This window comes from Fusobacteriaceae bacterium (genome assembly GCA_031272775.1).
In the GTDB taxonomy this organism is placed as follows: domain Bacteria; phylum Fusobacteriota; class Fusobacteriia; order Fusobacteriales; family Fusobacteriaceae; genus JAISST01.
Genome location: JAISTB010000033.1, coordinates 30,490 through 53,182 on the forward strand (window position 1 = coordinate 30,490; position 22,693 = coordinate 53,182).

The following is a 22,693-nucleotide window of genomic DNA, read 5'->3' on the forward strand; positions in this document are numbered from 1 at the left end:
TGAAAGCACGATCACTACGTGCTCAAACATCCTTCGTTTCTTTATTTTGATCGGATTTGGCGATATTGCCGATAAATTCAGTCGTTTTTTTGCGATCCCATTTGAGCGATTTGAAAAGCCCGCCTTCCCGGTGGGAAAGGTAGTCCATGGTCACGGCGAGGACAAGAATCGCTCCCTGCACGAAATTTTGCCAGTACACGGAAACATTGAGCATAACCAAAGCGGAATTGACGACTTTCAACAATACGATCCCCAGGAATGTTCCGATAATGCTGCCGGTGCCGCCGGTAAACGCCGTTCCTCCAACGACTGCGGCCGATATGGCCGTTGTTTCCGCCCCGTTACTCAAAACGGGCGTCGCCACGTTGAAACGCGCAAGGCTCAAGAGACCGGCCAACGTGGAAAGCAGCGCCACGATAATATAGACAACCATTTTGACTTTGTCGACGTTGATTCCGGAAAATCTCGCCGCGTTTTCATTGGACCCCACAAAAAAGATGTTCCGGCAGGCGCTGGATTTTTTCGTAAAAATCGTCGCAATGACGGCAACGATAACAAAAATGACGAAAAGCATCGGTATTCCCGCGAGATCACCGGTCGCAAGGAAACGAAAACCCTTGGGCAGATAACCCGAAAGCGACAAGGGCGACCCTTTCGTCAAAATGTAAGCCACGCCGCGGGAGAGATTCATCATACCCAATGTCACGATGAAAGGCGGTAAACCTACTTTGCTGACCATGAAGCCGTTGAAAATCCCTACAAACAGACCCGCCGCAATGGCTACGAGGCAAGCCGTCCAGATGCTCCACCCGGCAAGGCAAAGATAGCCGGTGATTACGCTGGTCATGGCCGCAACGCCGCCTACGGAAAGTTCGATTCCGCCGAGGATCAAAGCAAAACACAAGCCGATCGCGAACAGCCCGTCTGTGGATACGGCCTGGGCGATGCTTCTGAAATTTGCCCAGGTCAGAAATTTCGGTTGTAAAAAATTCACGACAATGACGGAAATGACAATGATGATCGCGACGGTGGATTCCCGCTGGGCCAAAGCCCGCTTGACGAATCCTTTTTTTTCAGCTTCACGCATACAATTCACCTTCTTGTTTCATCCGTTTTCCCGAAGCGAGCATCATCACGTTTTCCTCCGTGAGCGCGTCGCCCTCGAGAAAGCCCATCAAATCTCCCTCATGAATCACCGCGACCCGGTCGCTGACCCCGATGACCTCCGGAAGCTCGCTGGACACAATAATGACGCCTACCCCCGACGCGGCCAGTTCCCGCAAAAGATTGTGGATTTCCGCCTTGGCCCCGACGTCGATGCCCCTTGTGGGTTCGTCCATAATCAGGACAAGCGGATGGACCGAAAGCCATTTTCCCACGAGGCATTTTTGCTGGTTGCCTCCGGAAAGGCTTGAAATCAGGTAATCCATGCCCGGAATCTTGATGTTGAGGCTCTTTACATAGGTGTCGACCAGCTTTCGCGCCAGTTCGTTATCGAACCAAATCCCCCTGGAAACGCCTTTGAGGTTGGCGCTGATCATATTGTCGAGGATCGGCATGACCGCAAAGATCCCTGTTTTTTTTCGGTCTTCGGTCAGGTAACACAAGCCCGCGTTTACGGCTTCTCGATAATTTTTAAAGGATTTTTTTTCATGGTTCAGGCGGATTTCCCCGCTCTCTATGGGATCAATGGCGCAGATTCCCCGCATGATCTCGCTGCGTCCCGCCCCCACAAGGCCGGCAAATCCAAGGATTTCTCCTTTGCGCAGCTTGAAACTGATGTTTTGGAATTTGGGGGAATTGAGCTTTTCCACTTGCAAGATCAGGCTGTTGTCGTCTATATTTTGCGCTTTCGGGGGGTAAAGGACGCTGAGTTCCCGCCCCACCATGGCTTTGATGACGTCTTCGGGACGGATTTCAGTAACGTTCATGGTCGAGATATAGCCGCCGTCTTTAAAGACCGTGACCCTTTCACAAAGCTCAAAAATTTCCGCCATCCGGTGGGAAATGTACAGGACGGAAATCCCTTGTTCCTTCAGGTTCCGGACGACTTCAAAGAGCTTTACGGTCTCCTTGTCCGTGAGGGACGACGTGGGCTCGTCGAGAATCAAGAGTTTGCAGTTGAGGCTCATGGATTTGCCGATCTCCACCAACTGTTGCTCGCTGACGGTCAGTTGCGACACAATGGTCTTGCTGGAAAAACCGGCGTTGAATCGTCCCAAAATCTCGTCCGCCTCGGCATAGAGGCGTTTGAAGTCAATAGCGTCCCATTTGGCCGGAAGCCTGCCGATAAAGATGTTTTCAGCGGCCGAAAGATGCGGGCACAGAGAAAGTTCCTGATGGACAAAGCCGATCCCCATATCCTGAGCTTCCCGGGGATTTTTTGGAGCGATCTCTCTGCCGTCAAAGAAAATGTGCCCTTCACTGGGCGCGTAAACCCCGCCGATGATATTCATCAGCGTCGATTTCCCGGCGCCGTTTTCGCCGCAGAGGGCGTGGATTTCTCCTTTCCTGACGCTCATCCGGACGCGGTTCAGGGCCACGGTCCCGGGAAAACGCTTCGTGATATCCCTGATTTCCAACAATACATCGGCATCCATTGTGTTACCTCCCGTATGGGAAACTCCATAAAATTACTTTGTTAAGTCATTTAAGTTACTCTCACTATAAGTATACCCCAAAAACAAGATTTGTCAATTCCTTATGGCAAAAAAACTTACAAAATTTTCATATACAGATCAAAATCCCCGTATTTTGGGCACTTTGTTTTTTATAAAACCGAAAAAAATCTTTTCATCCCGGTGGCGCCCGGTCGTCGATTTTATTTTTCCCTCCATTGACAAGCGCCCAAAAATCCCGTACAATATAATATAATGACTTTGCGCGCCGGATGAGGCGCAAACCCCGGAGGTTCCCCATGCGAAAAGGCGAAGGCGTATCGGCCGGGATCGGGATCGGACAAGCCCTGATCTACCGTCCCGCTCCCTTGACTTACGATCGGTACAACGCAAAAGACGCCGCTTCAGAACTGAAACGCCTGCGCGACGCTATGGGCGCATGCGCGGAGATTGCCCGGACGGGGGCTGACCGCCTGAGGCGGATCGTGGGCCCCCGGGAAGCGGAAATTGTGGCGGCCAAGGCGCTTATGCTGACCGATCCCTATGTCAAGGGCGGCATAGAGCAGCTGATCGCTTCGGGGAGCATGGCCGAAGAAGCGGTCATCCGCGTTTGCGACATGTTTGAATCGGCTTTTTTGGCGACGGGTGATGAGAGCACCATGCAGCGGGCGGCCGACGTCAGGGACCTGAGGGACGGGCTTTTGCGTCAGTTGACGGGCGTTCCGGAGCCGGACTTCAGCGACGCGCCTGATCATACGATCCTCGTGGCGCTTGAGCTCCCCCCTTCGGTGGCGGGCGGTCTTGACCCTGCGCGGATCGCGGGGATTGTCACGGAAAAAGGCGGGAAAATCGCCCACAGCGCGATTCTGGCCCGGGCTTTGGGGATCCCCTGCGTCATGGGACTCGCGGGGATTGCGGCGGAGACAGCCTCGGGGGATGAACTCATCGCGGACGGAACGACGGGCCTTGTCCTCGTGAGGCCAAGCGGGGAGGAAAAGGCCTTTTACGAAGCGAAAAAAGGAAATTTTCAGACCTGAAGTTGATCAAGGAGGAGCTATGGAAAACATCAAGAAACTCGCGGAAATTTTGAAAAACAGCAAATATGCCGTATTTTTCGGCGGCGCCGGCACGTCCACAGATTCGGGAATCAAGGATTTCCGCGGGAAGGACGGCCTCTACAAGACCGACTGGCGCGGGTATCGGCCTGAGGAGATCCTGAGCATAGACTTTTTCGTGTCCCACCGGGAGCTCTTCAACGAATATGTGGCCGAAAAAATGAGCATCGAAAACGTCAAACCCAACAAAGGCCACGCCGCCTTGGTAGAGCTTGAAAAAATGGGGATACTCAAGACCATTATCACACAAAATATCGACAATCTCCATCAGGACGCCGGGAGCGGCCGGGTACTGGAACTGCACGGTACGCTGAAGGACTGGTACTGCCTCAGCTGCGGCAAACGAGCCGATCACAATTTTACCTGCGACTGCGGCGGCGTCGTCCGACCCCGGGTTACGCTCTACGGAGAAATGCTTGATGACCGCGTGACCTCCGAGGCCATTGCGGAAATCCGCAAAGCCGACACGCTCCTGATCGCGGGGACGAGCCTCACGGTCTATCCCGCGGCCTACTACATCCGTTATTTTGAGGGAAAAAATCTCGTAATCATCAACGCCGACTCGACGCAGTATGACGCGGACGCGTCCCTCGTGATCCACGACAATTTTTCCAACGTCATGGAAGCGGCCGTAAACGAAATCAGAGCCATGGAAAATGAGGCCAAATAAGAGCAAGGAATAAAAAAGGAGGATATACCATCATGATGTTCAGACTGGCAAACGACGTCCTGATCCCGGCCATCGGCTTCGGGACATGGGAATCGACGGATCCGCAGAAATGCGCGGATTGTGTAAAACTGGCCCTTGAGACCGGCTACGGCCATATCGATACGGCCAAGATCTACAAGAACGAAGAATTTGTGGGAAAGGGGATAAAAGCCTACCTGGAGGCCAATCCCGACAAAAAGCGGGCGGACGTCTTCGTGACGACAAAGCTCTGGAACGCCAATCAAGGCTATGACGCGACGCTGGCGGAATTCGGGAATTCCCTCACGCGTCTGGGGCTCGACTATGTGGACCTCTTTCTCGTCCACTGGCCCAACACGAAGCGCATGGAGACCACCATCGACACGTGGAAGGCCCTCGAAAAGATTTACCGGGACAAGAAAGCCCGGGCCATCGGCGTCTGCAATTTCAAACCCCATCATTTCGAAGAACTGTTGCCCCATGCGACCATTGTCCCCATGGTGAATCAGATCGAGCTTCATCCGGAGATGCAGCAGGAGGAAACCGTGGCCTACTGCCGGGGGAAAGGCATTCAGATCGAGGCCTGGAGTCCGCTCATGCGGGGAAATCTGGAAAATCCCGTATTGCTCGCTATCGCGGCAAAGTATGGCAAGTCCGTCGCTCAGGTCATTCTCAAATGGCATCTGCAAAACGGATATATTCCGCTTCCCAAGTCCGTGACGCCTTCACGGATCAAGGAAAACTATGATCTGGGCGGCTTCGGTCTCGATGACGACGATCTCGCCAAAATCAAGGAGCTCAACCGGGACAAGCGGATTTTCGGGGCGGATCCCGATACCATGGCCTACGGGTTTGACAAGATCAAATGAGAAAATAAAGCAAAATCAGCAAAAGACGAAAGGACCCCGCCGGGGTCTTTTTGTTTACAAAAAAGAGAACTGTCGCCAAGGTGAGAATATCAAATAAATGTGAAATTTGTGTATCGATCCTTTCGAAGCAAATGCAAAAAACGTCTGTATATCGCCATTTTCAATGTTTTCCGAAGAAGTCTATAACGTAAATTTATAAGAAATTTATTTGACAGAATATTGCAAATATGGTATAATACCAAATATGGCGTTTTGGAGAAACGCATCGGGCGAAAAACAGATTAACATAGGCGGAATAGCGGTAGTGTGATGTTTTGTATCACCATTTTTTTACTTAGCGGACTTACATGAGGTGATGAAAAATGAATAAAAAACACAAGCATGGCGGATGCGACGCCGCGGAATTAAAATTGAGCAAAAAAATGGCAATTATGGGTTTTTTAGCGGCGGCGTTCATGGGGGTAAACGCCGAAGGGGGACAGGACACAACCATTAACACAGCGGAAAATACGAATATTTACGGCAATCATGACGGGACAAACCACGATACGTACTCGTCGGATCCCAACGACAATACGGTAACGGTTGACCCCGGCGCAAACGTCGGCGAGGTCTACGGCGCTTTCACCAACGGAACGGCCTCCGGGAATACCGTCCACGTCAGAGGCGGGATCATGACCGACGTGGGCGGCGTCAGCGCCCTCCGGGATGTCAGCGGCAACAGCGTCGTCATTGAAGGCGGGCAAGTGAGCCATGTCATGGGCGCGGACACAACGCTCGGGGAAATGACAGGAAACAGCGTCACGGTCTCAGGCGGGACCATCTTGGAATCCGTTGACGGCGCGCGCTCCATGAGCAGCGGAAACGCCGTCAATAACCGCGTCACGATCAGCGGCGGGAGCTTTTCCTCCTGGGTGCAGGGGGCGACGGTCGTACAGGGTTACGCCACGGACAACAGCGTCACGATTACCGGCGGGACCATCATCAACCACACGAAGGGCGGCGCCTACTCAGGCGTCGTGGGGGCCACTGTGGGTCAACGCGCAGGCAGCGTGACCGGCGCCAATAATGTGGAGCGCAACAGCGTCACGATCAGCGGAAGCGCGACTCAGATCGACGTCACCTATACCTCCGGCGCGGCACCCGGTTACGGATCGATTATCGGGGGAAAGGGCGGGACCAATACCGGAGGCATTGACAATACCGTGACGATCAGTCAGGTCAACGGCTCGGGCTATGTGAAGGCGGATCTGATCTACGGGGCCTATGCCCAGCAGGAAGTCCGGAACAACAGCGTAAGCGTTGCGGACAGTATTGTCGCAGGGAAAATTTTCGGGGCCGAATCCAAGTTCGCGGACGCGAAGAACAATCAGGTCACGGTAAGCGGGTCCAGCCAGCTGACCGGGGACATTTACGGCGCGCAGGGAGACTACGGGGAAGTTTCGGGAAACCGCGTCACGCTTTCTGAAAATACGGGGCTGATCAAAGTAACGGGTAGCGTCAGCGGCGGCCAGAGTTATCAGGGACTCGTTCAAAACAACGAGGTCAAGCTCAGGGGAAATACCGAAATCACAGGGACTGTCTACGGCGGGCGAAGCTACGCCTCCGTCGGCCTTGGGAAGGGCATCGTCGAAAAGAACAGCGTGACGGCCGAAGGGAAAAACAAATTCGGCGGCACGATCTACGGCGGGATGAATTATAAAACTACCCCTACCGCTGATGACAGCCATGTGTCGGAAAATCTCGTGTCCCTCAAGGGGGAAACGACCGTCGGCGGTTATATCATGGGCGGATACACCGCATACGGCGATGTTTTGAAAAACAAAGTCGAACTCAGCGGCAAGACCGAGGTCACGAGCGGCGTTTACGGCGGGTATTCCGCACGTAGCGACGTCAGGGAAAATGAGGTTTCCATCGCGGGCGAATACAATTCGCCCACAAGCGTTTACGGCGGACTCTCCGCCAACGCCGACGCAATGGAGAACCGCGTCAGTCTCAACGGCGACGCCGTCATCAGCGGGAATCTGATGGGCGCATACAGCGGCGCGGGCAACGCCGAAGGCAATACGCTCGATGTCCGCGGCAAGCTGCAGGCGGACGCGTCGGTATTCGGCGGCTACGCTCCGGGAGGAGACGCAAAGGACAACAGCGTGAACCTCGACGGGGAGATGAATCTCGCCTCAAATCTCTACGGCGGCTATGCCCCCACCGGCGAGGCAAGCGGCAACAGCGTGACCCTCAACGGCGATATTACCATTGCCGCGGGGCTTTACGGCGGCTTCAGCAATGTCCTCTCGGCAGACAACACGCTTACGGTAAAACATAAAGGCATTTCGGTCGGAAGTCTCGGCGGTTTCCAGGAAATGGTTTTTCATGTGGACAGGACGGCCGACAACGGCGCGACCATGATTACGGTCTCGGATACGGCCGAAATCGACGGCGCCCATGTGAGTCTCGCTCTCTTCGGGGCTTCTACGCCGATCCGGGAAGGCTACAAAGTCATCCTCATCGACGCGGAACAGTCGACGGGAGGACTTTCCGGGGATCCGCAAAACGACAAAGCCAAGGCGACGCTGGGCGTTTCCCTCGAATATGAGTTTGACGTCTATACGGAAGACAACAAGCTGATCGCCTCGCTCCCCGAAGATCCCGAACCCGAACCGGCGCCCGAACCCGAGCCGGAAAAGCCGAAACCCGTGGAACCGGCGCCGGTCCCGACGCCGACCGTGAATCCGCAGTTGAAATCGCTGATGGAAGGCTGGCTCGCGGGCATGACTCAACTCGTCAGAGGGGGGGATCTCGCGGCGGATTCGCTATCCGGTCTTTCCGTGGACGCCGAACCCGGTCAAAAGAAAACGGGCTGGATTCCCTTCGCCAAGATCACCGGAAGTCGACTGCGACATGAGACCGGCTCCCACATCGACACCCGGGGCATAAACCTCATCGCTGGAATCTCCGGAGGGAAAACCACCCGGGGAGGCGGCAGCGCCATCGGCGGCGTGTTCTTCGAGTACGGCAGGGGAAATTACGATACGTATAATTCCTTTATCGGAAGAGCCGCCATACACGGCGTGGGCGACACCATATACGCGGGCGGCGGCGTCCTCGGGCGGATCAATTTTAAAAGCAAGACCGACGCCCACGCCTATCTGGAGGGCTCCCTCAGGGGCGGCCGGATCAAGATCAACTACGACAGCCGGACGCTTAAAGACGCCATGGGAACCGTGGCGGCGTATCACGGAAACGCGGGCTATATGAGCGCCCACATGGCTGCGGGTCGCGTAATCAAATTCTCCAACGAAGCGACCCTTGACATCAAAGCGGGCTATTACTGGACAAAGATGAACAGCACGGAAGCGACGCTGACGACGGGAGAGAAGATTGACTTCGAAGGAGTCAATTCCCACCGGGTAAAGATCGGCGCGAGACTCTCCGGAGATGAAAAAAAGGCGGTCAAACCCTATATCGGACTGGCCCTCGAGCGTGAATTTTCCGCGAAAGCCAGAGGCAGCGTTTACGGCTACAAGATCGATCCGCCTTCCCTCAAAGGAACGACGGTCGTGGGAGACGCGGGCTTGCTCATTACGCCGGGGAAAAAAGACGGCCTGATGATCGAATTGGGCGTTCAGGCCCACGCCGGAAGACGCAAAGGAATCTCGGGCGGCGTCAAATTCGGATATAAATTTTAAAAGGAAACCCGTCGCGGGGCGCTCTGCGGCGGGTTTTTATTTTCCGCTGCAGGCGTCAATAAATACTATATTTTTATCCTATCAATTGACAAAACAGGATTTATATGGTATAATATGCTATGGGTCCGGGTCTTGAACACTTGTCAGGGGTTCCTTTTGTTGTACAAAAAAAGGAAAATTTGGGGTTGGGAGAAAAACCCGCCGATTTCAGACGAATGGAAATTTATGCGAGGTGATGGGTCATGAAGACGCATGGGATGAAAATGCGCAATGATGGGAAGAAAAAAGAAAGGACCACAAAAGCGGCAATTATGGGCTTGATCGCGGCAGTTTACCTGTCGGCGCCGGCCCCGGGAGAAGATCTCGGGAGCACGTACGGAGGCAAAGTCACAGACGGCGACGCCAACGGATTTACGGCTACCCTCGACGGGGATTACCGCGTCAACGGCGTGCTTATCGGCGGCAGCAGCGACAACGGAAACGCCAACGACAATGCGGTTGACGCCAAAGGCAAGCTGGAATTGAACGGCTCCCTGTACGGCGGCTACGCGCCCAAAGGAGTCGCCAACGGGAACACGGTTACCCTCGAGGGCGATATGGACCTCAATGTGGCTTTGTACGGCGGCTGGGGCGACAAAGAGGCAAACAACAACAGCGTTATCCTCAAAGGCGATATTACGATCAACGAAGACCTCTTCGGGGCCATTACCTCCACGGGAACCGCCAACGGAAATTTGGTTTCCCTTGAGGGCAACATCACCATTGTCGGAAACCTCAGAGGCGGGCGCAGCGGATCCGGCCTTTCTTCGGACAATACGCTGGAAATCAGAAGCGAAAACATCAGAGTCGGAGGTTTGTACAATTTTCAGAATCTGAATTATTATTTCTCCGGAACCGTCAAAGACGGGACAATAATGGTTTGGGTCACGGATAAAGCGAATATTTCCGGCAGTACGATACAGTTGTTCTTTTCCGGCGAGGACGGAGGGCTCCAACCCGGGGAGAAAATTATCCTGATTCAAACGGTATACGGAATTACGGGAATTCCCGCCAATAAAGACAGCCAGGTCACGGCCAGGGTGGGGGTAAGTCTTGATTACGGTCAATATGATCTGACCTTCGACGATCCGAAAAATCCAAAAAAACTGATTGCGTCCCTGCATCAGGAAGAGGATCCCGATCCCGATCCCCAACCTGATCCGGAACCCGCCCCGGATCCGTCCCCGACGCCGGATCCCGATCCGGATCCGACGCCTTCGCCGGAACCGAATCCGACGCCCGCCTCGCCAACCCCGGTCGTTCCCAAGGTCAATCCGCAGCTGAAATCGCTGTTGGAAGGCTGGCTCGCCGGGATGACGCAGCTCGTCAGGGGCGGCGACCTGGTAGCGGAAGCGATCGACGACGCGGCGACCGCGGGATCAAGCGAAAATATGGCCGGAGGCATCCCCTTCGCCAAAATCAACGGCAACCGGCTGCGGCATAAGACAGGCTCCCACATCGATACCCGGGGGACGAACGTTGTCGCCGGCATCGCGGGCGGGAAAAGCGGCGAAGACGGAAGCGCTTTGACCGGAGGCGTATTCCTTGAGTACGGCAGGGGAAATTACGATACCTGGAATACCTTCGCGGACAGGGACCCCGTTCAGGGCGCGGGCGACACCAAATACGCCGGCGCGGGGGCCATGGGCCGCTATGATTTCAAAAGCAAAACCGACGCCCATACGTATTTTGAAGGCTCCCTTCGGGGCGGCCGGATCAAGGTCAACTACGACAGCCTGACGCTCAAAGACGCCATGGGAACCGTGGCGGCCTGGCACGCGGAAACAGGTTATATGAGCGCCCATGGCGCCGTGGGACGGACGATCAAACTGTCCGGCGCGGCGACATTGGACGTCAAAGCGGGCTATTACTGGACAAGGATGAATGGCGCGGAGACGCGGCTTACCACAGGGGAAAAAATCACCTATGAAGAGATCGATTCCCACCGGGCAAGAATAGCCGCGAGACTAACCGGAGACTCAAAACTGGCGGTCAAACCTTATGCGGGGATCGCCCTGGAGCGGGAATTTTCCGGAAAAGCCCGGGGCAGCGTATACGGCTACAAGATCGATCCGCCCACGCTCAAGGGAACGACGTTTGTGGCCGACGCGGGCATTCAGATCAAAGCGGGAAATAAAGACAACCTGACCATTGAATTGGGCGTGCAGGCCTACGCCGGAAGGCGCGAAGGCATAACGGGCGGCGCCGGATTCAGCTATAAGTTTTAACAAGAAAGCCCGCCGTGGAACAATCCGCGGCGGGCTTTCAGATGTTCCAAAAAATATCTTCGCAAAAAAGCGTGTCTCATGATATAATAGGGGTAACCTTACAAACGGGATGAAGAATCTATGGAACACAGCTATAAAGTGCTGGAATTTGACCGCCTGCGCGAAGATCTCGCCCAATACGCGGCGATTGAAAGCAATCAGGATAAAATCATCAACCTGAGCCCCTTCAAAGACATCAACCTCCTGAACCGGGAGCTTGACATCCTGAGGGATTTTATCGACTTCGTGACTTGGGACGGCGGCTTTGAAAGCGCCGGGATGAAAGATATTCCGGCCCTTACGGAAAAGACCCGGCTCATCGGAACGTATTTCGAACCCGGGGACCTGTGGGACATCAACGTAAATCTGAGAATGCTGAGGCTTTTCAAGAACCGCCTCGACGACCTCGAAAAATACAAGGCCTTGAAAGAGCGCTTCCGGGATATGCCGGCGTTGCGGGTCATCGAGGACGCCGTCAACAACGCCATCGACAACAACAAGGAGATCCGGGACGAGGCGTCTCTGGATCTTCGGGATATCCGGATCGGAAAAAAGGCCTTGGCGGCAAGCATCCGGAAAAAATTTGACGAGCTTTTTGAGCAGCCCCAGTTCGCCAACGCCTTTCAGGAGAGGATTGTGACCGAACGGGACGGCAGGAGCGTCGTTCCGGTCAAGATGGATTTCAAGGGCCTGATCAAGGGAATTGAACATGACCGTTCCTCGAGCGGACAGACGGTCTTTATCGAGCCCATGTCCATCGTTTCCCTCAACAATAAAATGCGGGAATTTGAAACCCGCGAAAAAGAAGAGATCAAAAAAATCCTGCTGCGCTTGACGGATCTCGTCCGAAGCCGCCGGGAAGAAGTCGATAAAGCCGGGGAAGCGATCCTCTACCTCGATACGCTGAACGCCCGGGCGCTTTTCGCGAGCGCGGGAAAATGCGTGATCCCCAAAATCAACAACCGCGAGATCCTCTCCCTTGCGGCCGCGCGCCATCCCTTTATCCCGGCCGACCGGGTCGTCCCGCTCAGCTTTGAGATCGGAAAAACCTATACGACGCTTTTGATCACGGGCCCGAACACCGGCGGCAAGACCGTGGCGCTCAAAACCGCGGGGCTTTTGACCCTGATGGCCCTTTCCGCCATCCCCGTCCCGGCCGCCGAAGAGACCAGCGTGGGCTTTTTCGGATCCATTTACGCCGATATCGGCGACGAGCAGAGCATAGAGCAGTCCCTCTCGTCCTTTTCGGCCCATCTCAAAAATATTCAGGAGATCTTCGAAAACGTGACGCGGACGTCCCTTGTTCTTCTGGACGAACTGGGCTCGGGCACGGACCCCATCGAAGGCTCGGCCTTTGCCATGGCGGCCATTGATTTTTTCAAGGAAAAGAAGTGCCGCTCGGTGATCACGACCCATTACAGCCAGGTCAAGGCCTACGGGTACAACGATCCTGAAATCGAGACGGCGTCCATGGAATTTGACGTCAATACCCTTTCCCCCACCTACCGGCTCCTCATGGGGATCCCGGGCGAGAGCAACGCCCTCACGATCGCCAGACGCCTGGGCGTAGCCGAAAGCGTCATCGAAAGGGCCCGGGGTTATATCAGCGACGACAACAAAAAAGTTGAAATCATGATTAAAAATATCCGCGATAAATCCGAAGAGCTGGACACCTTGAGGGCGCGGATCACCTTTCTTAAAGACGAGGCCCAGCGGGAAAAGGAAGACTACGAGGAAAAACTCCGAACCCTCGAAAAAGAAAAGAACGAAATTCTCAAAGAAGCCTACGAAAAATCCGAGCGGATGGTCAAGGAAACCCAGGCCCGGGCCAACGCCATGATCGAAAATATCCGGCGCGAGGAAAACCGCAAGGAAGACTTGAAAAGCGTTCAGAAAAATCTCAATCTCCTCCGAAACGCGATTTTACAGGAAAAAGAAAAAAACGTCGTCAGGAAAAAAACGCCCGAAGCGAAAATTCCCTATCAGGCCGGAGACAAGATCTTTATCGAAAGTCTCGCCCAATCGGGCGTCGTGATCAAGATCAACGCCGCCCGGGAATCGGCCCAGGTCCAGGCGGGGATCCTCAAGCTGGAAGTTCCCCTGTCCGACATCAAGGCGCTCAAGGAGGAAAAGAAAAAGAAATTCATCCCCATGGCCCGGATCCAGACCCGGGTCCGGAACGAGATCGACGTCCGCGGGAAAATGGTGGACGAGGCGGTCTATGAGATCGAGAATTATCTCGACCGGGCCGTCATGAATTCCTACAACGAGGTCTATATCATCCACGGCAAAGGAACCGGCGCGCTCCGGGAGGGGATTTTGAAATACCTCAAGGCCTGTCCCTATGTCAGCGAATTTCGGATCGGCAACCAGAACGAGGGGGGATTGGGATGCACGGTAGCCACGCTCAAATGAAAGTCGTTTTCGTAGTGGCGGCGGCGGGGGCTGGCACGCGCATGGGCGCGGGCTTCCCCAAGCAATTCCTCACCCACGGCGGAAAGGCGCTCTTCCTCTGGCCCACTCTCTGCGCCGAAAAATGCGCGGTCGTCGACGCCATTTTCGTGATTTCCCCCGGAGCGTACGTGGAAAAAATCCGGGACCTCTGCGCGGCCGAAGGCATTACGAAGCTGCGGGCAGTTGTCCCCGGCGGAAGCGAACGGCAGGAGTCCATCCGGAAGACCCTTGAGGCCCTGGAAAGCTATGATCCCGATCCCGGGACGCTGATCTTTATCCAGGACGGCGTCAGGATCTTTTGCAAGGAAAAATACATTACGGAATGCGCGGCGGCTCTGGAGGCCGATGAGACGCTGGACGGCCTCGTGGTCGGCGTCCCCGTCAAGGATACGATCAAAATCGTTGATGAGGCGGGATTTATCGTAAATACGCCCGAGCGGAAAAGACTTTTTGCGGCCAATACGCCCCAGGTCTTCCGTTGGGGAATATTGAAGCGGGCCTATGACGAAGCGGCCCGTCAGGGCCGGATGTCCACGGACGACGCTCAGCTCGTGGAGGCGGCGGGCGGCCGCGTCAGAATCCTCCCGGGGGATTACGACAACGTGAAAATTACGACCGAAGAAGATCTCCGGTATCTCGACAGAACCTGAAAAGAAGGGAAAATACATGAAAAAAGTATTGCGCAGGCTTATCTCGCTGATCGGGGCGACGGGAATCGCCTTTTTCGGCTGGCGCTTCAAGATCAAAAACGCGCCTTCGGACTATGTGGACCTGACCACAAAGGCCATCGTCGCCATGGAAGGCGTAAAAAAGAAGAACTTCGCGGAAATCCGGCCCTTTGCGGAAGCGGTGTTTCCGGAACTCAGCGCCGAAGATTTCGATGCCCTGGAACAAAATAAAAAATATATAAAAAAACTCTGGTTTATCCTCGACGGGACGGCGGCAAAAAAGGATATCCCCATCCTTGTGGCGGATCCCGGCCTGTATTATTATCCGCTGCTCATGAGGCTCAAGACCTTCCTCGACGGGGAAAAGGGCGTCTACAGGCTGAAGGAGGAATTTCTCGCCGAAGCGGGGGATCAAGCGGCCTTCCTGAGGACGCTCCGCTGCAATTTTGCCAACGGGCTCATTTTTGTGGGACAGGAGGCCGAAGACATCGCCTATTTTCAGAAAAAACCCGAACGGCGGGATAAGGTCAGGAGCGGCGAACGGAAAAAAGACCCCATGGTTATCCTTGAAGATCAAAAGTGCGAGCGGATCAGGAGTCTGATCACGGAACAGGAAAAAAAGTTCGTGACGGCGGTCTATGATTTTCCCGGGGAAAACGCCCTCGGACTCGATATGGCGGCGGCGACCCTGGACGCCGGGGCCTTGACGTTTACGGCGGAAGCCTTGCTGCTCTTTGACCGGGAGATCGTCTCCCCCTTTTACGATTCTTCCGACGAAAGAAAACTCACGAAGCTCAAGGGGACGAGCTGGATCTATCTTTCGCTCCGAAATTTTTCCGATATCGAGGCCATCCTCATGACCTACGATGTCCTGACGGAACTCGGGGACGATCCCGAAAAAGCCGCGCGTATGCTCTCGGGCCCCTATCGGGTCAATAATTCCACCAAGGAGGCGCTCTTTTTTATCGAACTGCTGAGCGGCGTTTCGATCGCAAAGGAACTGGCCAATATCGACCGGGAAATCCTCTTTTCCCCCGACGAGCGCACGCTCTCCGCGGCGCTGAAGGATACGGACCGCGCCGGCAAACTGACGGGGAAACTGAAGGTCGGAGGGGACGCGCTAACCGTGGACGCCGCCAAAAAGATTGTAAACGTGAAAATTTCGGCGCTGAATATGCTTCCGTCGCCTGCGGAACCCACGGCGGAAACGCTGATCCCCGTACTCAAAAAGCAATTCTTCTCAGCGAGAATCGCGACTTCCCTTTTGACGCCATTTTTGGAGGACGGTTGGGAAGCGCTCCGGATGTTTCCGGAAATCAGCGGCAAAGGATCGGGGAACCGCGTGGAAATCAAGGCTTCCTGTACTCTCGAAGCGTATGCGCGGGAGCTCGGGGCCCTGAAAAAGAAAAATCCGTAAAACAAAAGGGAAACAGTTGACAATCGGGACAAAGTAAGCATATAATGATACTATAAGCGATTCAAGAAAAAAACGGAGGATGTTATGATAAAGATACACAATACCCTGACCGGAAATCTGGATGAATTCGTGCCGGTAAAGGCCGGCGAAGTCTCCATGTATGTCTGCGGGCCCACGGTCTACAACTATATTCACGTGGGAAATGCGCGTCCGGCCATATTCTTTGATACGGTGCGGCGCTGGTTTGAATACAGTGGATACAAGGTCAACTATGTCCAGAATTTTACCGACGTGGACGACAAGATGATCAAGCGGGCCAACGAAGAACACACGAGTCTCAAAGAAGTGGCCGACAAATACATTGCCGCCTATTTTGAAGACACCGCGAAGCTCAATCTCAAGGAAGAGGGCATGATCCGGCCCAAGGCCACCGAGAATATTCCCGAGATGATCGAAATCGTCGAAGAGCTCGTCAAAAAAGGCCATGCCTACGCCGTTGACGGCGACGTCTATTTCCGCGTCAAGAGTTACGGCGACTACGGCGCCTTATCGAAGAAAAACACGGAAGATCTCCTGAACGGCGTCAGAATTGACGTCAACGAGCAAAAAGAGGACCCGCTGGATTTCGCGCTCTGGAAGAAGGCCAAGGAAGGGGAACCCTGCTGGGATTCGCCCTGGGGAAAGGGGCGTCCGGGCTGGCACATCGAATGCTCGGCCATGTCGGGCCGCTATCTCGGCAAGACCTTTGACATCCACGGCGGCGGCGAGGATCTGATCTTCCCCCATCATGAGAATGAAATCGCCCAGTCCAGATGCTCTGTGGGCGGGGAATTCGCGCGCTATTGGATGCACAACCGCTACATCAACATCGACGGGGAAAAAATGTCCAAGTCCCTCGGGAATTTCAAGCTGCTGCGGGATATCCTGAAACATTACGACGGCAATGTCTTGCGGCTGTTCATCCTCAGTTCCCACTACCGGAAGATCGTGGATTTTTCCGACAAAGAGCTGGATCAGACGAAAATCGCCCTCGAGCGTATCGAAAACGCCCTGACGACGGCTTACGACAAGATCGGCTCGGGGCCGGCCCCCGAAGGCGGAGACCTGGCGGAGTTGCGGAAAGACCTCGAGACATACGAAGAAAAATTCAAAGAGGCCATGGACGAGGATTTCAATACGGCCCAGGGTCTGGGCGTCATCTTTGAACTGATCCGCTCCCTCAACCGCGCCACAAGCACGGAGAAAATAAACGCCGCGGGTCTGGAAGTCCTTGCGGATACCGCCGCTTACCTCAAAAAAATCCTGGAAGAGGTCCTGGGCGTCCGGTTGAAGCTGGAAAAACACGCTTCGGGCGATCTGACGGCGGACCTTGTGGAGCTTTTGCTCGAAGTGCGGCAGGACGCCAGAGCAAGAAAAGACTGGGGCGCTTCGGACAAAATCCGTGACGGCCTCGAAAAATTGGGCGTCAAAATCAAAGACGGCAAGGACAAGACCACATGGACGATTTAGCGAAACTTCTCGCCGGCAATGAAATCAGCGGGATTTCCCTTGCCTATGTGGGCGACGCCGTCTGGGAATTATTTGTCAGAAAATATTACGTCGCGAGGAGTCTAAATGTAAGGACCCTGAACCGAAAGGTCAAGGCCCTGGTCAACGCGAAAAAGCAAAGCGCGCTCTACCGCCGGATGCTCCCTGAGCTGGCGCCCCAATGGCGGGAGTACGGAAGAAAAGGAAAAAACGCCAATATCAAGACATATCCCCGTTCCTGCACACAGCTGGAATATCGGGAAGCCACGGCATTCGAGGCCGTGATCGCAAGTCTGTATATCAATGGAAAAACCGCGATGATCGGGGAGATCGTCAAAAAATTCGCAGAGGAGGAAACGCAATGAATTTTCCGTTTATGTCAAACAGGAGCATCGGGATCGACCTGGGGACAGCCAACACACTGATTTACAGCAAAAAACACAAAAAGATCATCCTGAACGAACCCTCGGTGGTGGCCATCGAGCGGGAGACGAAAAAGGTGCTCGCCGTGGGAAACGAAGCGAAAGAGATGATCGGCAAGACCCCGGGATCCATTGTGGCGGTGAAACCCCTGAGCGAAGGCGTGATCGCCGATTACGACATTACCGAAGCCATGATCAAGCATTTCATCACGAAAGTTTTCGGAAAATATCATTTCTTCCTGCCTGAAATCATGCTTTGCGTGCCCATCGACGTGACGGACGTGGAAAAACGCGCGGTTCTGGAAGCGGCCATAAACGCGGGCGCCAAGACGGCCTATCTGATCGAGGAAGGCCGGGCGGCGGCTCTGGGCGCGGGCCTCGATATCTCGGCGCCCGAAGGAAATATGATCATCGATATCGGCGGCGGTTCCACAGACGTCGCGATCCTTTCGCTGGGCAATACCGTCGTCTGCAGGACCATCCGGACCGCGGGCAACAATTTTGACAACGACATCGTCAAATATGTGAAAAAGACCCATAATCTGGCTATCGGCGAGCGCATGGCCGAAGACATCAAGATCAAAATCGGATCGGCCATTCCCCTCGAAGAGGAAGAGCAGATGATCATCAAAGGACGGGATTTGATTATGGGCCTTCCGAAACCGGTTACGATCAGCTCCGAAGAGGTGCGGGAAGCCATGATGGAATCCCTGATGCAGATCGTGGAATGCGTCAAATCCGTACTGGAGCAGGCGCCCCCCGAGCTCGCCTCGGATATCGTCGACAACGGCATCGTCATGACCGGCGGCGGCTCTCTCGTGCGCAATTTCCCCAAGATGATATCGACCTACACCAACCTTCCGGTACGACTGGCCGAAGCTCCTCTGGAAAGCGTTGTGCGCGGCGCGGGGATGGCCCTTGATCTGCTGGACAAACTGAAAAAAATCGACAAGGCAGTACGCTGATGATCAATGACGCCATCGCAAGCGAAAGCCTGCGGAATATTTTGAAAAACGAGCTCAAATCAGGGAGAACCTTCGGAACGTGGCTCTTTTACGGAAAGGACAGGGATCAGGCCTTCAAGAGCGCGCTGGTCCTGGCAAAGGGCCTTTGCTGTGACACGATGAAAGGCGATTTTTGTGACGAATGTCCCACGTGCCGCAAGATCAACCACGGGGTCTACAGCGACCTCGAGGTGGTCGAGGATCCGACGGGAATCAAGGTTGACGCCGTCCGGGAAATGATACAGAAGTCTTCGGTGACCTCCTTTGAGGGGAAAAACAAGATTTTCATCCTGAAGGACGTCGGAAATATCAATAAATACGCGGCAAACGCGCTGCTGAAACTGATCGAGGAACCCTATCCCCATTGTTTTTATATTCTTTTGAGCGATACGCTCAATATCCTGCCGACGATCAAGTCCCGCTGCGCCATTGTCCGGATTCCGGAGTTGTCGGCGGAGGAACTGGACGTCCCCGAACCCATATACCGGTTTTTCCTGGGCGCCAGCGCCGATATCGCGGCCTGGAAGCAATCGGAAATCAATCTCGCCCAGGACATCCCCTACGACAAGATCGGCGTGTATCTGCGAAAATACGCCGAAGAGAACGATTTTTTCAGCAAAGTCTGTATCTATAAGGCCATCCGGAGTTTTTTGGACAACCGTCCCTACCTGACGCTGAAGGACAAGCTTCAATTTACGGAAGATATCGCGAAAAACAGCAACAACCGCGAACTTCTGAAAGAGCTGATCCGCTACGCCGTCTATGCCCAGAGCTATGCCGAGGGACTTGAAGCCCGGCTGGAGGTCAAAGCCATGTTGCGTTTTCCGGTCAATATGAAGCTGGCCCTCATGCAGATTTTTACAAACTGAAATTTTTTCTGCGCGAAAATCCCCAATTTTCGCGGAAGTTTACCGGAATAATCAGAAATATCAAAAATAACTGTTGATTTATTTTAAAAAATAAGGTATCATAATAAGGCAAAGGAGTCATGCGGTCGCTTAGCTCAGTTGGGAGAGCGTCTGCCTTACAAGCAGAGGGTCATAGGTTCGAGTCCTATAGCGACCACCATCCATTATTTTGATAACGGGGCGACGTAGCCAAGTGGTAAGGCAGAGGTCTGCAAAATCTCCATCACCAGTTCAAATCTGGTCGTCGCCTCCAAAAAGTTTTTTTCGGCAGCTATTTTGATAGGTGCTTTTTTTCTCTATACGGGAGGCTTTTATGTATCGGCATCTGTTCGGCCCCGTGCCCTCGAGGCGCCTGGGGGTATCACTGGGCGTGGATTTGGTCACGGCCAAGACCTGTAATCTCGACTGCGTTTTTTGCGAATGCGGAAAGACGGAGAAACTCACGTTGACGCGGGGGGTGTTCAAAGATCCCGCGGAAGTAAAAAAAGAACTGAAGGAGGCGCTGGCGGCCTTCCGGCCCAATTACGTCACATTTTCCGGCGCGGGGGAACCGACGCTGTCCCTGAGCCTCGGCGGGATCCTGCGGGATCTCAGGCAAGACGACCGCGTCAAGACCGCGGTCATCACAAACGGACTCCTCTTTTCGGATCCGGCAGTCCGGGAGGACCTTATGGCGGCGGATCTCATCCTTACGAAAATCAACAGCGTTCGCAAAGAGACCTTTGACCGGATCTGTCGCGGCGCGGAAACGGATCTGACGGCTTTTACGGATAATTTACGGGCCTTTTGCGGGGCTTTTCCGGGGGAAATTTACCTCGAAACCTTTATCATCGAAGGGCTGAACGACGGCGATGAAGAAATCGCGGATCTGACGGCCTTTGTGAAGACGCTCCGGATCACGAAATGGCAGCTCAACACGCTGGCCCGGGCGGGGGCCGAGGACTGGGTCGCGCCCGCAAGCCCAGGCGTCATGAAGCGCATTCGGGAAAAAATCATTTCCCTCGGCTATGCGGCCGAAAAGATAGAAATCATCGGGGAAGTCAGGGAGCTTGCGGAAAAAATCGCGCCCGACGCCGAGCTGGTGAAAAATATGCGGGACAAGCGGGAATACGGGGAGGACGAATTCAAAAAAATTTTCAAGACCTCCGACTGATCCGGGCGAGCAGGGCGTAAAGAAAGAAAACAGGGACTACGGGAGTGAAGTTCATGATCGGCGGCATATTACAGATCAAAATCATATCGGTGGGCGGCGCCGGCGCGAGAATCCTGCGGGAACGGGGCAGTACCCCCTTCAACGTAAAATACATGGCCGTGGATTGCGCGTCTGACGACTTTGAAGAAGGGCTGATCGCCAACGAAAAGCTGGCTATCGGAGAGTGTCTCAACTTCGGGGACGTGCCCAAGGAAAACGCCAACGTCTGCGTCAAGGCCATGGAGGCGCGGGAAGAGATCGCGGCCGGATTTTTGAAGCAAACGGATCTGCTTTTTCTCGTGGCGGGCCTGGGCGGATCGACGGGATCGGGCGCGGCCCCGGTGATCATCCGTCTCGCGCGGCAAATGGGGATTCTGACGTTCGCGATCCTCGTCGAACCCTTTTCCTTTGAGGGACCTGTTCGTCGGAGCATTGCCAAATCGGCCCTGGGCATGGCGCGAAAATACGCCGACGCCACGCTCCTCATCCGGAACGACCAATTGTTCCGTCTGTTCAACATCCCCTGCAAGCTCGAAGACGCCTTTGATAAGGCGAACGGCATGATCCGGAAATGTATCGGAAATTTCTTCGATCTTCTGACGCTGCCGCGGACGCTGACCGTCGACATGAAAGACGTGGAATTTATCCTGAAAAACGCGGGCGACGCCCTTTTCCTCTACGGGGAAGGGAACGGCTACGACCGGGCGAAAGAGGCTTTTTACAACGCGCTCAACTTCACGATCAACGACCAACGGCTCTACGGCGCGAAAAAGGCGTTGCTCAACATCTACGCCAACGAGAGCCTGGAACTTCAGGAAATCGATCTGATCAAGGAATTGATCCGGGACGCAGCCGGCCCCATGCTCGAAGAGATCGTCAACGGCGTGACCGAAGACAAGAGCGTCGGGGACGGGATCCGGATCATCCTGATCGCGACCTATGAAAAAAAAGAACCCGGGCTTTCCTTTTTCGGGAAGACGCAAAAATCCGTCAAACCCGCCGACGAGGGAAAAATCGCGGAAGACAGAGATAATTCCGGCCCGGGAAAGCCGAAAGGATCCGGAAAAATCAAGATTCCCGACTGGATAAAAGGATAGGGCGCAAAACAAAAAAAGGGTTGACAAATAGCGAAAAATAATGTATTATAAATCTTGTGTCTTGTCGCGTTCGCTTATCCGGTGATGTTTCCGGTCATACGAAAGGGGATGTGTCCGGCCCGGCAGTGTCGTTACGCGCTTACGGTCCCATCGTTCAGGGGTTAGGACATCAGATTTTCACTCTGGAGACAGGGGTTCGATTCCCCTTGGGACTACCAACAAAACAATATAGAGATCACATGGTGAGGTTCCCGAGCGGCCAAAGGGATCAGACTGTAAATCTGACGGCTCTGCCTTCGAAGGTTCGAATCCTTCCCTCACCACCATCCAAATTTTCCGGACCATGCACGTGTATGGGATTTTTTTTAAAAATTTTCAAAAAAAAGTGGAAAAAAAAGCTGAAAAGTTGTATATATTAAGTATATGCGTTTGAGAATACGGTGGAAATTTAAAAATTTAATTTATAGGAGGTACATTTGAATGGCAAAAGAGAAATTTGAAAGAACGAAACCGCATGTAAACATAGGGACAATCGGCCACGTCGACCACGGAAAGACGACGCTGACGGCGGCGATCTCCAAAGTACTTTCCGAAAAGGACCCCAAGCACAATAAAAAAGTCGAATTTGACAGCATCGACGCGGCCCCCGAAGAAAAAGAACGGGGCATCACGATCAATACCGCCCACATCGAGTACGAAACGGACAAGCGGCATTACGC

Annotated in this window: 17 protein-coding genes and 4 tRNA genes; 19 read left to right on the plus strand and 2 right to left on the minus strand. The window is 54.2% G+C overall.

Annotation, left to right across the window (positions count from 1 at the left end; all coding sequences use genetic code 11):
* Positions 1 to 22: 22 nt before the first annotated feature.
* Positions 23 to 1,087 (minus strand): ABC transporter permease, encoded by a 1,065-nt coding sequence (locus tag LBQ97_07750; protein MDR1832605.1) that lies wholly within the window; start codon positions 1,085 to 1,087, stop codon positions 23 to 25.
* The gene (locus LBQ97_07755) at positions 1,080 to 2,600 is read right to left on the minus strand and encodes a sugar ABC transporter ATP-binding protein (protein ID MDR1832606.1); all 1,521 of its coding nucleotides are present in this window, start codon (positions 2,598 to 2,600) and stop codon (positions 1,080 to 1,082) included. Before LBQ97_07755 ends, LBQ97_07750 begins: the two co-directional genes overlap by 8 nt.
* 317 nt (positions 2,601 to 2,917) lie before the next feature.
* Here LBQ97_07755 and LBQ97_07760 point away from each other — a divergent pair, with 317 nt between their 5' ends.
* The 19 genes from LBQ97_07760 to tuf all read left to right on the plus strand — a co-directional run.
* A complete protein-coding gene (locus LBQ97_07760; protein MDR1832607.1) occupies positions 2,918 to 3,655 on the plus strand; it encodes a hypothetical protein in 738 nt (245 codons plus the stop codon).
* Between the two features lie 19 nt (positions 3,656 to 3,674).
* Positions 3,675 to 4,403 (plus strand): NAD-dependent protein deacylase, encoded by a 729-nt coding sequence (locus LBQ97_07765; GenBank protein MDR1832608.1) that lies wholly within the window; start codon positions 3,675 to 3,677, stop codon positions 4,401 to 4,403.
* A gap of 35 nt (positions 4,404 to 4,438) precedes the next feature.
* A complete protein-coding gene (locus LBQ97_07770; protein MDR1832609.1) occupies positions 4,439 to 5,290 on the plus strand; it encodes an aldo/keto reductase in 852 nt (283 codons plus the stop codon).
* A 362-nt stretch (positions 5,291 to 5,652) separates the two neighbouring features.
* On the plus strand, positions 5,653 to 8,979 hold the full coding sequence (locus tag LBQ97_07775) for a hypothetical protein (protein ID MDR1832610.1): 3,327 nt from the start codon (positions 5,653 to 5,655) through the stop codon (positions 8,977 to 8,979).
* Between the two features lie 242 nt (positions 8,980 to 9,221).
* Positions 9,222 to 11,246: an autotransporter outer membrane beta-barrel domain-containing protein gene (locus LBQ97_07780; protein MDR1832611.1), complete on the plus strand. Its 2,025-nt coding sequence runs from the start codon at positions 9,222 to 9,224 to the stop codon at positions 11,244 to 11,246.
* Positions 11,247 to 11,366: 120 nt separating this feature from the next.
* Positions 11,367 to 13,700: an endonuclease MutS2 gene (locus LBQ97_07785; GenBank protein ID MDR1832612.1), complete on the plus strand. Its 2,334-nt coding sequence runs from the start codon at positions 11,367 to 11,369 to the stop codon at positions 13,698 to 13,700.
* Complete coding sequence (gene ispD / locus LBQ97_07790; protein MDR1832613.1) at positions 13,676 to 14,389, plus strand: 2-C-methyl-D-erythritol 4-phosphate cytidylyltransferase; 714 nt, start codon at positions 13,676 to 13,678, stop codon at positions 14,387 to 14,389. The genes LBQ97_07785 and ispD overlap by 25 nt, the downstream gene beginning before the upstream one ends.
* A gap of 16 nt (positions 14,390 to 14,405) precedes the next feature.
* Positions 14,406 to 15,824: a hypothetical protein gene (locus LBQ97_07795; GenBank protein ID MDR1832614.1), complete on the plus strand. Its 1,419-nt coding sequence runs from the start codon at positions 14,406 to 14,408 to the stop codon at positions 15,822 to 15,824.
* A gap of 84 nt (positions 15,825 to 15,908) precedes the next feature.
* Positions 15,909 to 17,333: a cysteine--tRNA ligase gene (cysS, locus tag LBQ97_07800; protein MDR1832615.1), complete on the plus strand. Its 1,425-nt coding sequence runs from the start codon at positions 15,909 to 15,911 to the stop codon at positions 17,331 to 17,333.
* Positions 17,321 to 17,716 carry a Mini-ribonuclease 3-like protein gene (locus LBQ97_07805; protein MDR1832616.1) on the plus strand — a complete coding sequence of 132 codons (396 nt, stop codon included), beginning with the start codon at positions 17,321 to 17,323 and terminating at the stop codon, positions 17,714 to 17,716. The genes cysS and LBQ97_07805 overlap by 13 nt, the downstream gene beginning before the upstream one ends.
* A complete protein-coding gene (locus LBQ97_07810) occupies positions 17,713 to 18,738 on the plus strand; it encodes a rod shape-determining protein (protein MDR1832617.1) in 1,026 nt (341 codons plus the stop codon). Before LBQ97_07805 ends, LBQ97_07810 begins: the two co-directional genes overlap by 4 nt.
* A complete protein-coding gene (locus LBQ97_07815) occupies positions 18,738 to 19,646 on the plus strand; it encodes an ATPase (protein MDR1832618.1) in 909 nt (302 codons plus the stop codon). The genes LBQ97_07810 and LBQ97_07815 overlap by 1 nt, the downstream gene beginning before the upstream one ends.
* Positions 19,647 to 19,769: 123 nt before the next feature.
* A tRNA-Val gene (locus LBQ97_07820) sits at positions 19,770 to 19,845 on the plus strand.
* Positions 19,846 to 19,864: 19 nt separating this feature from the next.
* Positions 19,865 to 19,938, plus strand: a tRNA-Cys gene (locus LBQ97_07825).
* A gap of 60 nt (positions 19,939 to 19,998) precedes the next feature.
* Positions 19,999 to 20,838 carry a radical SAM protein gene (locus LBQ97_07830; GenBank protein ID MDR1832619.1) on the plus strand — a complete coding sequence of 280 codons (840 nt, stop codon included), beginning with the start codon at positions 19,999 to 20,001 and terminating at the stop codon, positions 20,836 to 20,838.
* A gap of 53 nt (positions 20,839 to 20,891) precedes the next feature.
* On the plus strand, positions 20,892 to 21,974 hold the full coding sequence (locus LBQ97_07835; GenBank protein ID MDR1832620.1) for a cell division FtsZ family protein: 1,083 nt from the start codon (positions 20,892 to 20,894) through the stop codon (positions 21,972 to 21,974).
* Positions 21,975 to 22,117: 143 nt separating this feature from the next.
* Positions 22,118 to 22,192: transfer RNA gene (locus tag LBQ97_07840), tRNA-Glu, on the plus strand.
* A gap of 23 nt (positions 22,193 to 22,215) precedes the next feature.
* Positions 22,216 to 22,300: transfer RNA gene (locus tag LBQ97_07845), tRNA-Tyr, on the plus strand.
* A 154-nt stretch (positions 22,301 to 22,454) separates the two neighbouring features.
* Positions 22,455 to 22,693 (plus strand): elongation factor Tu (tuf, locus tag LBQ97_07850; GenBank protein ID MDR1832621.1); only part of this gene is annotated, 239 nt, incomplete at its 3' end.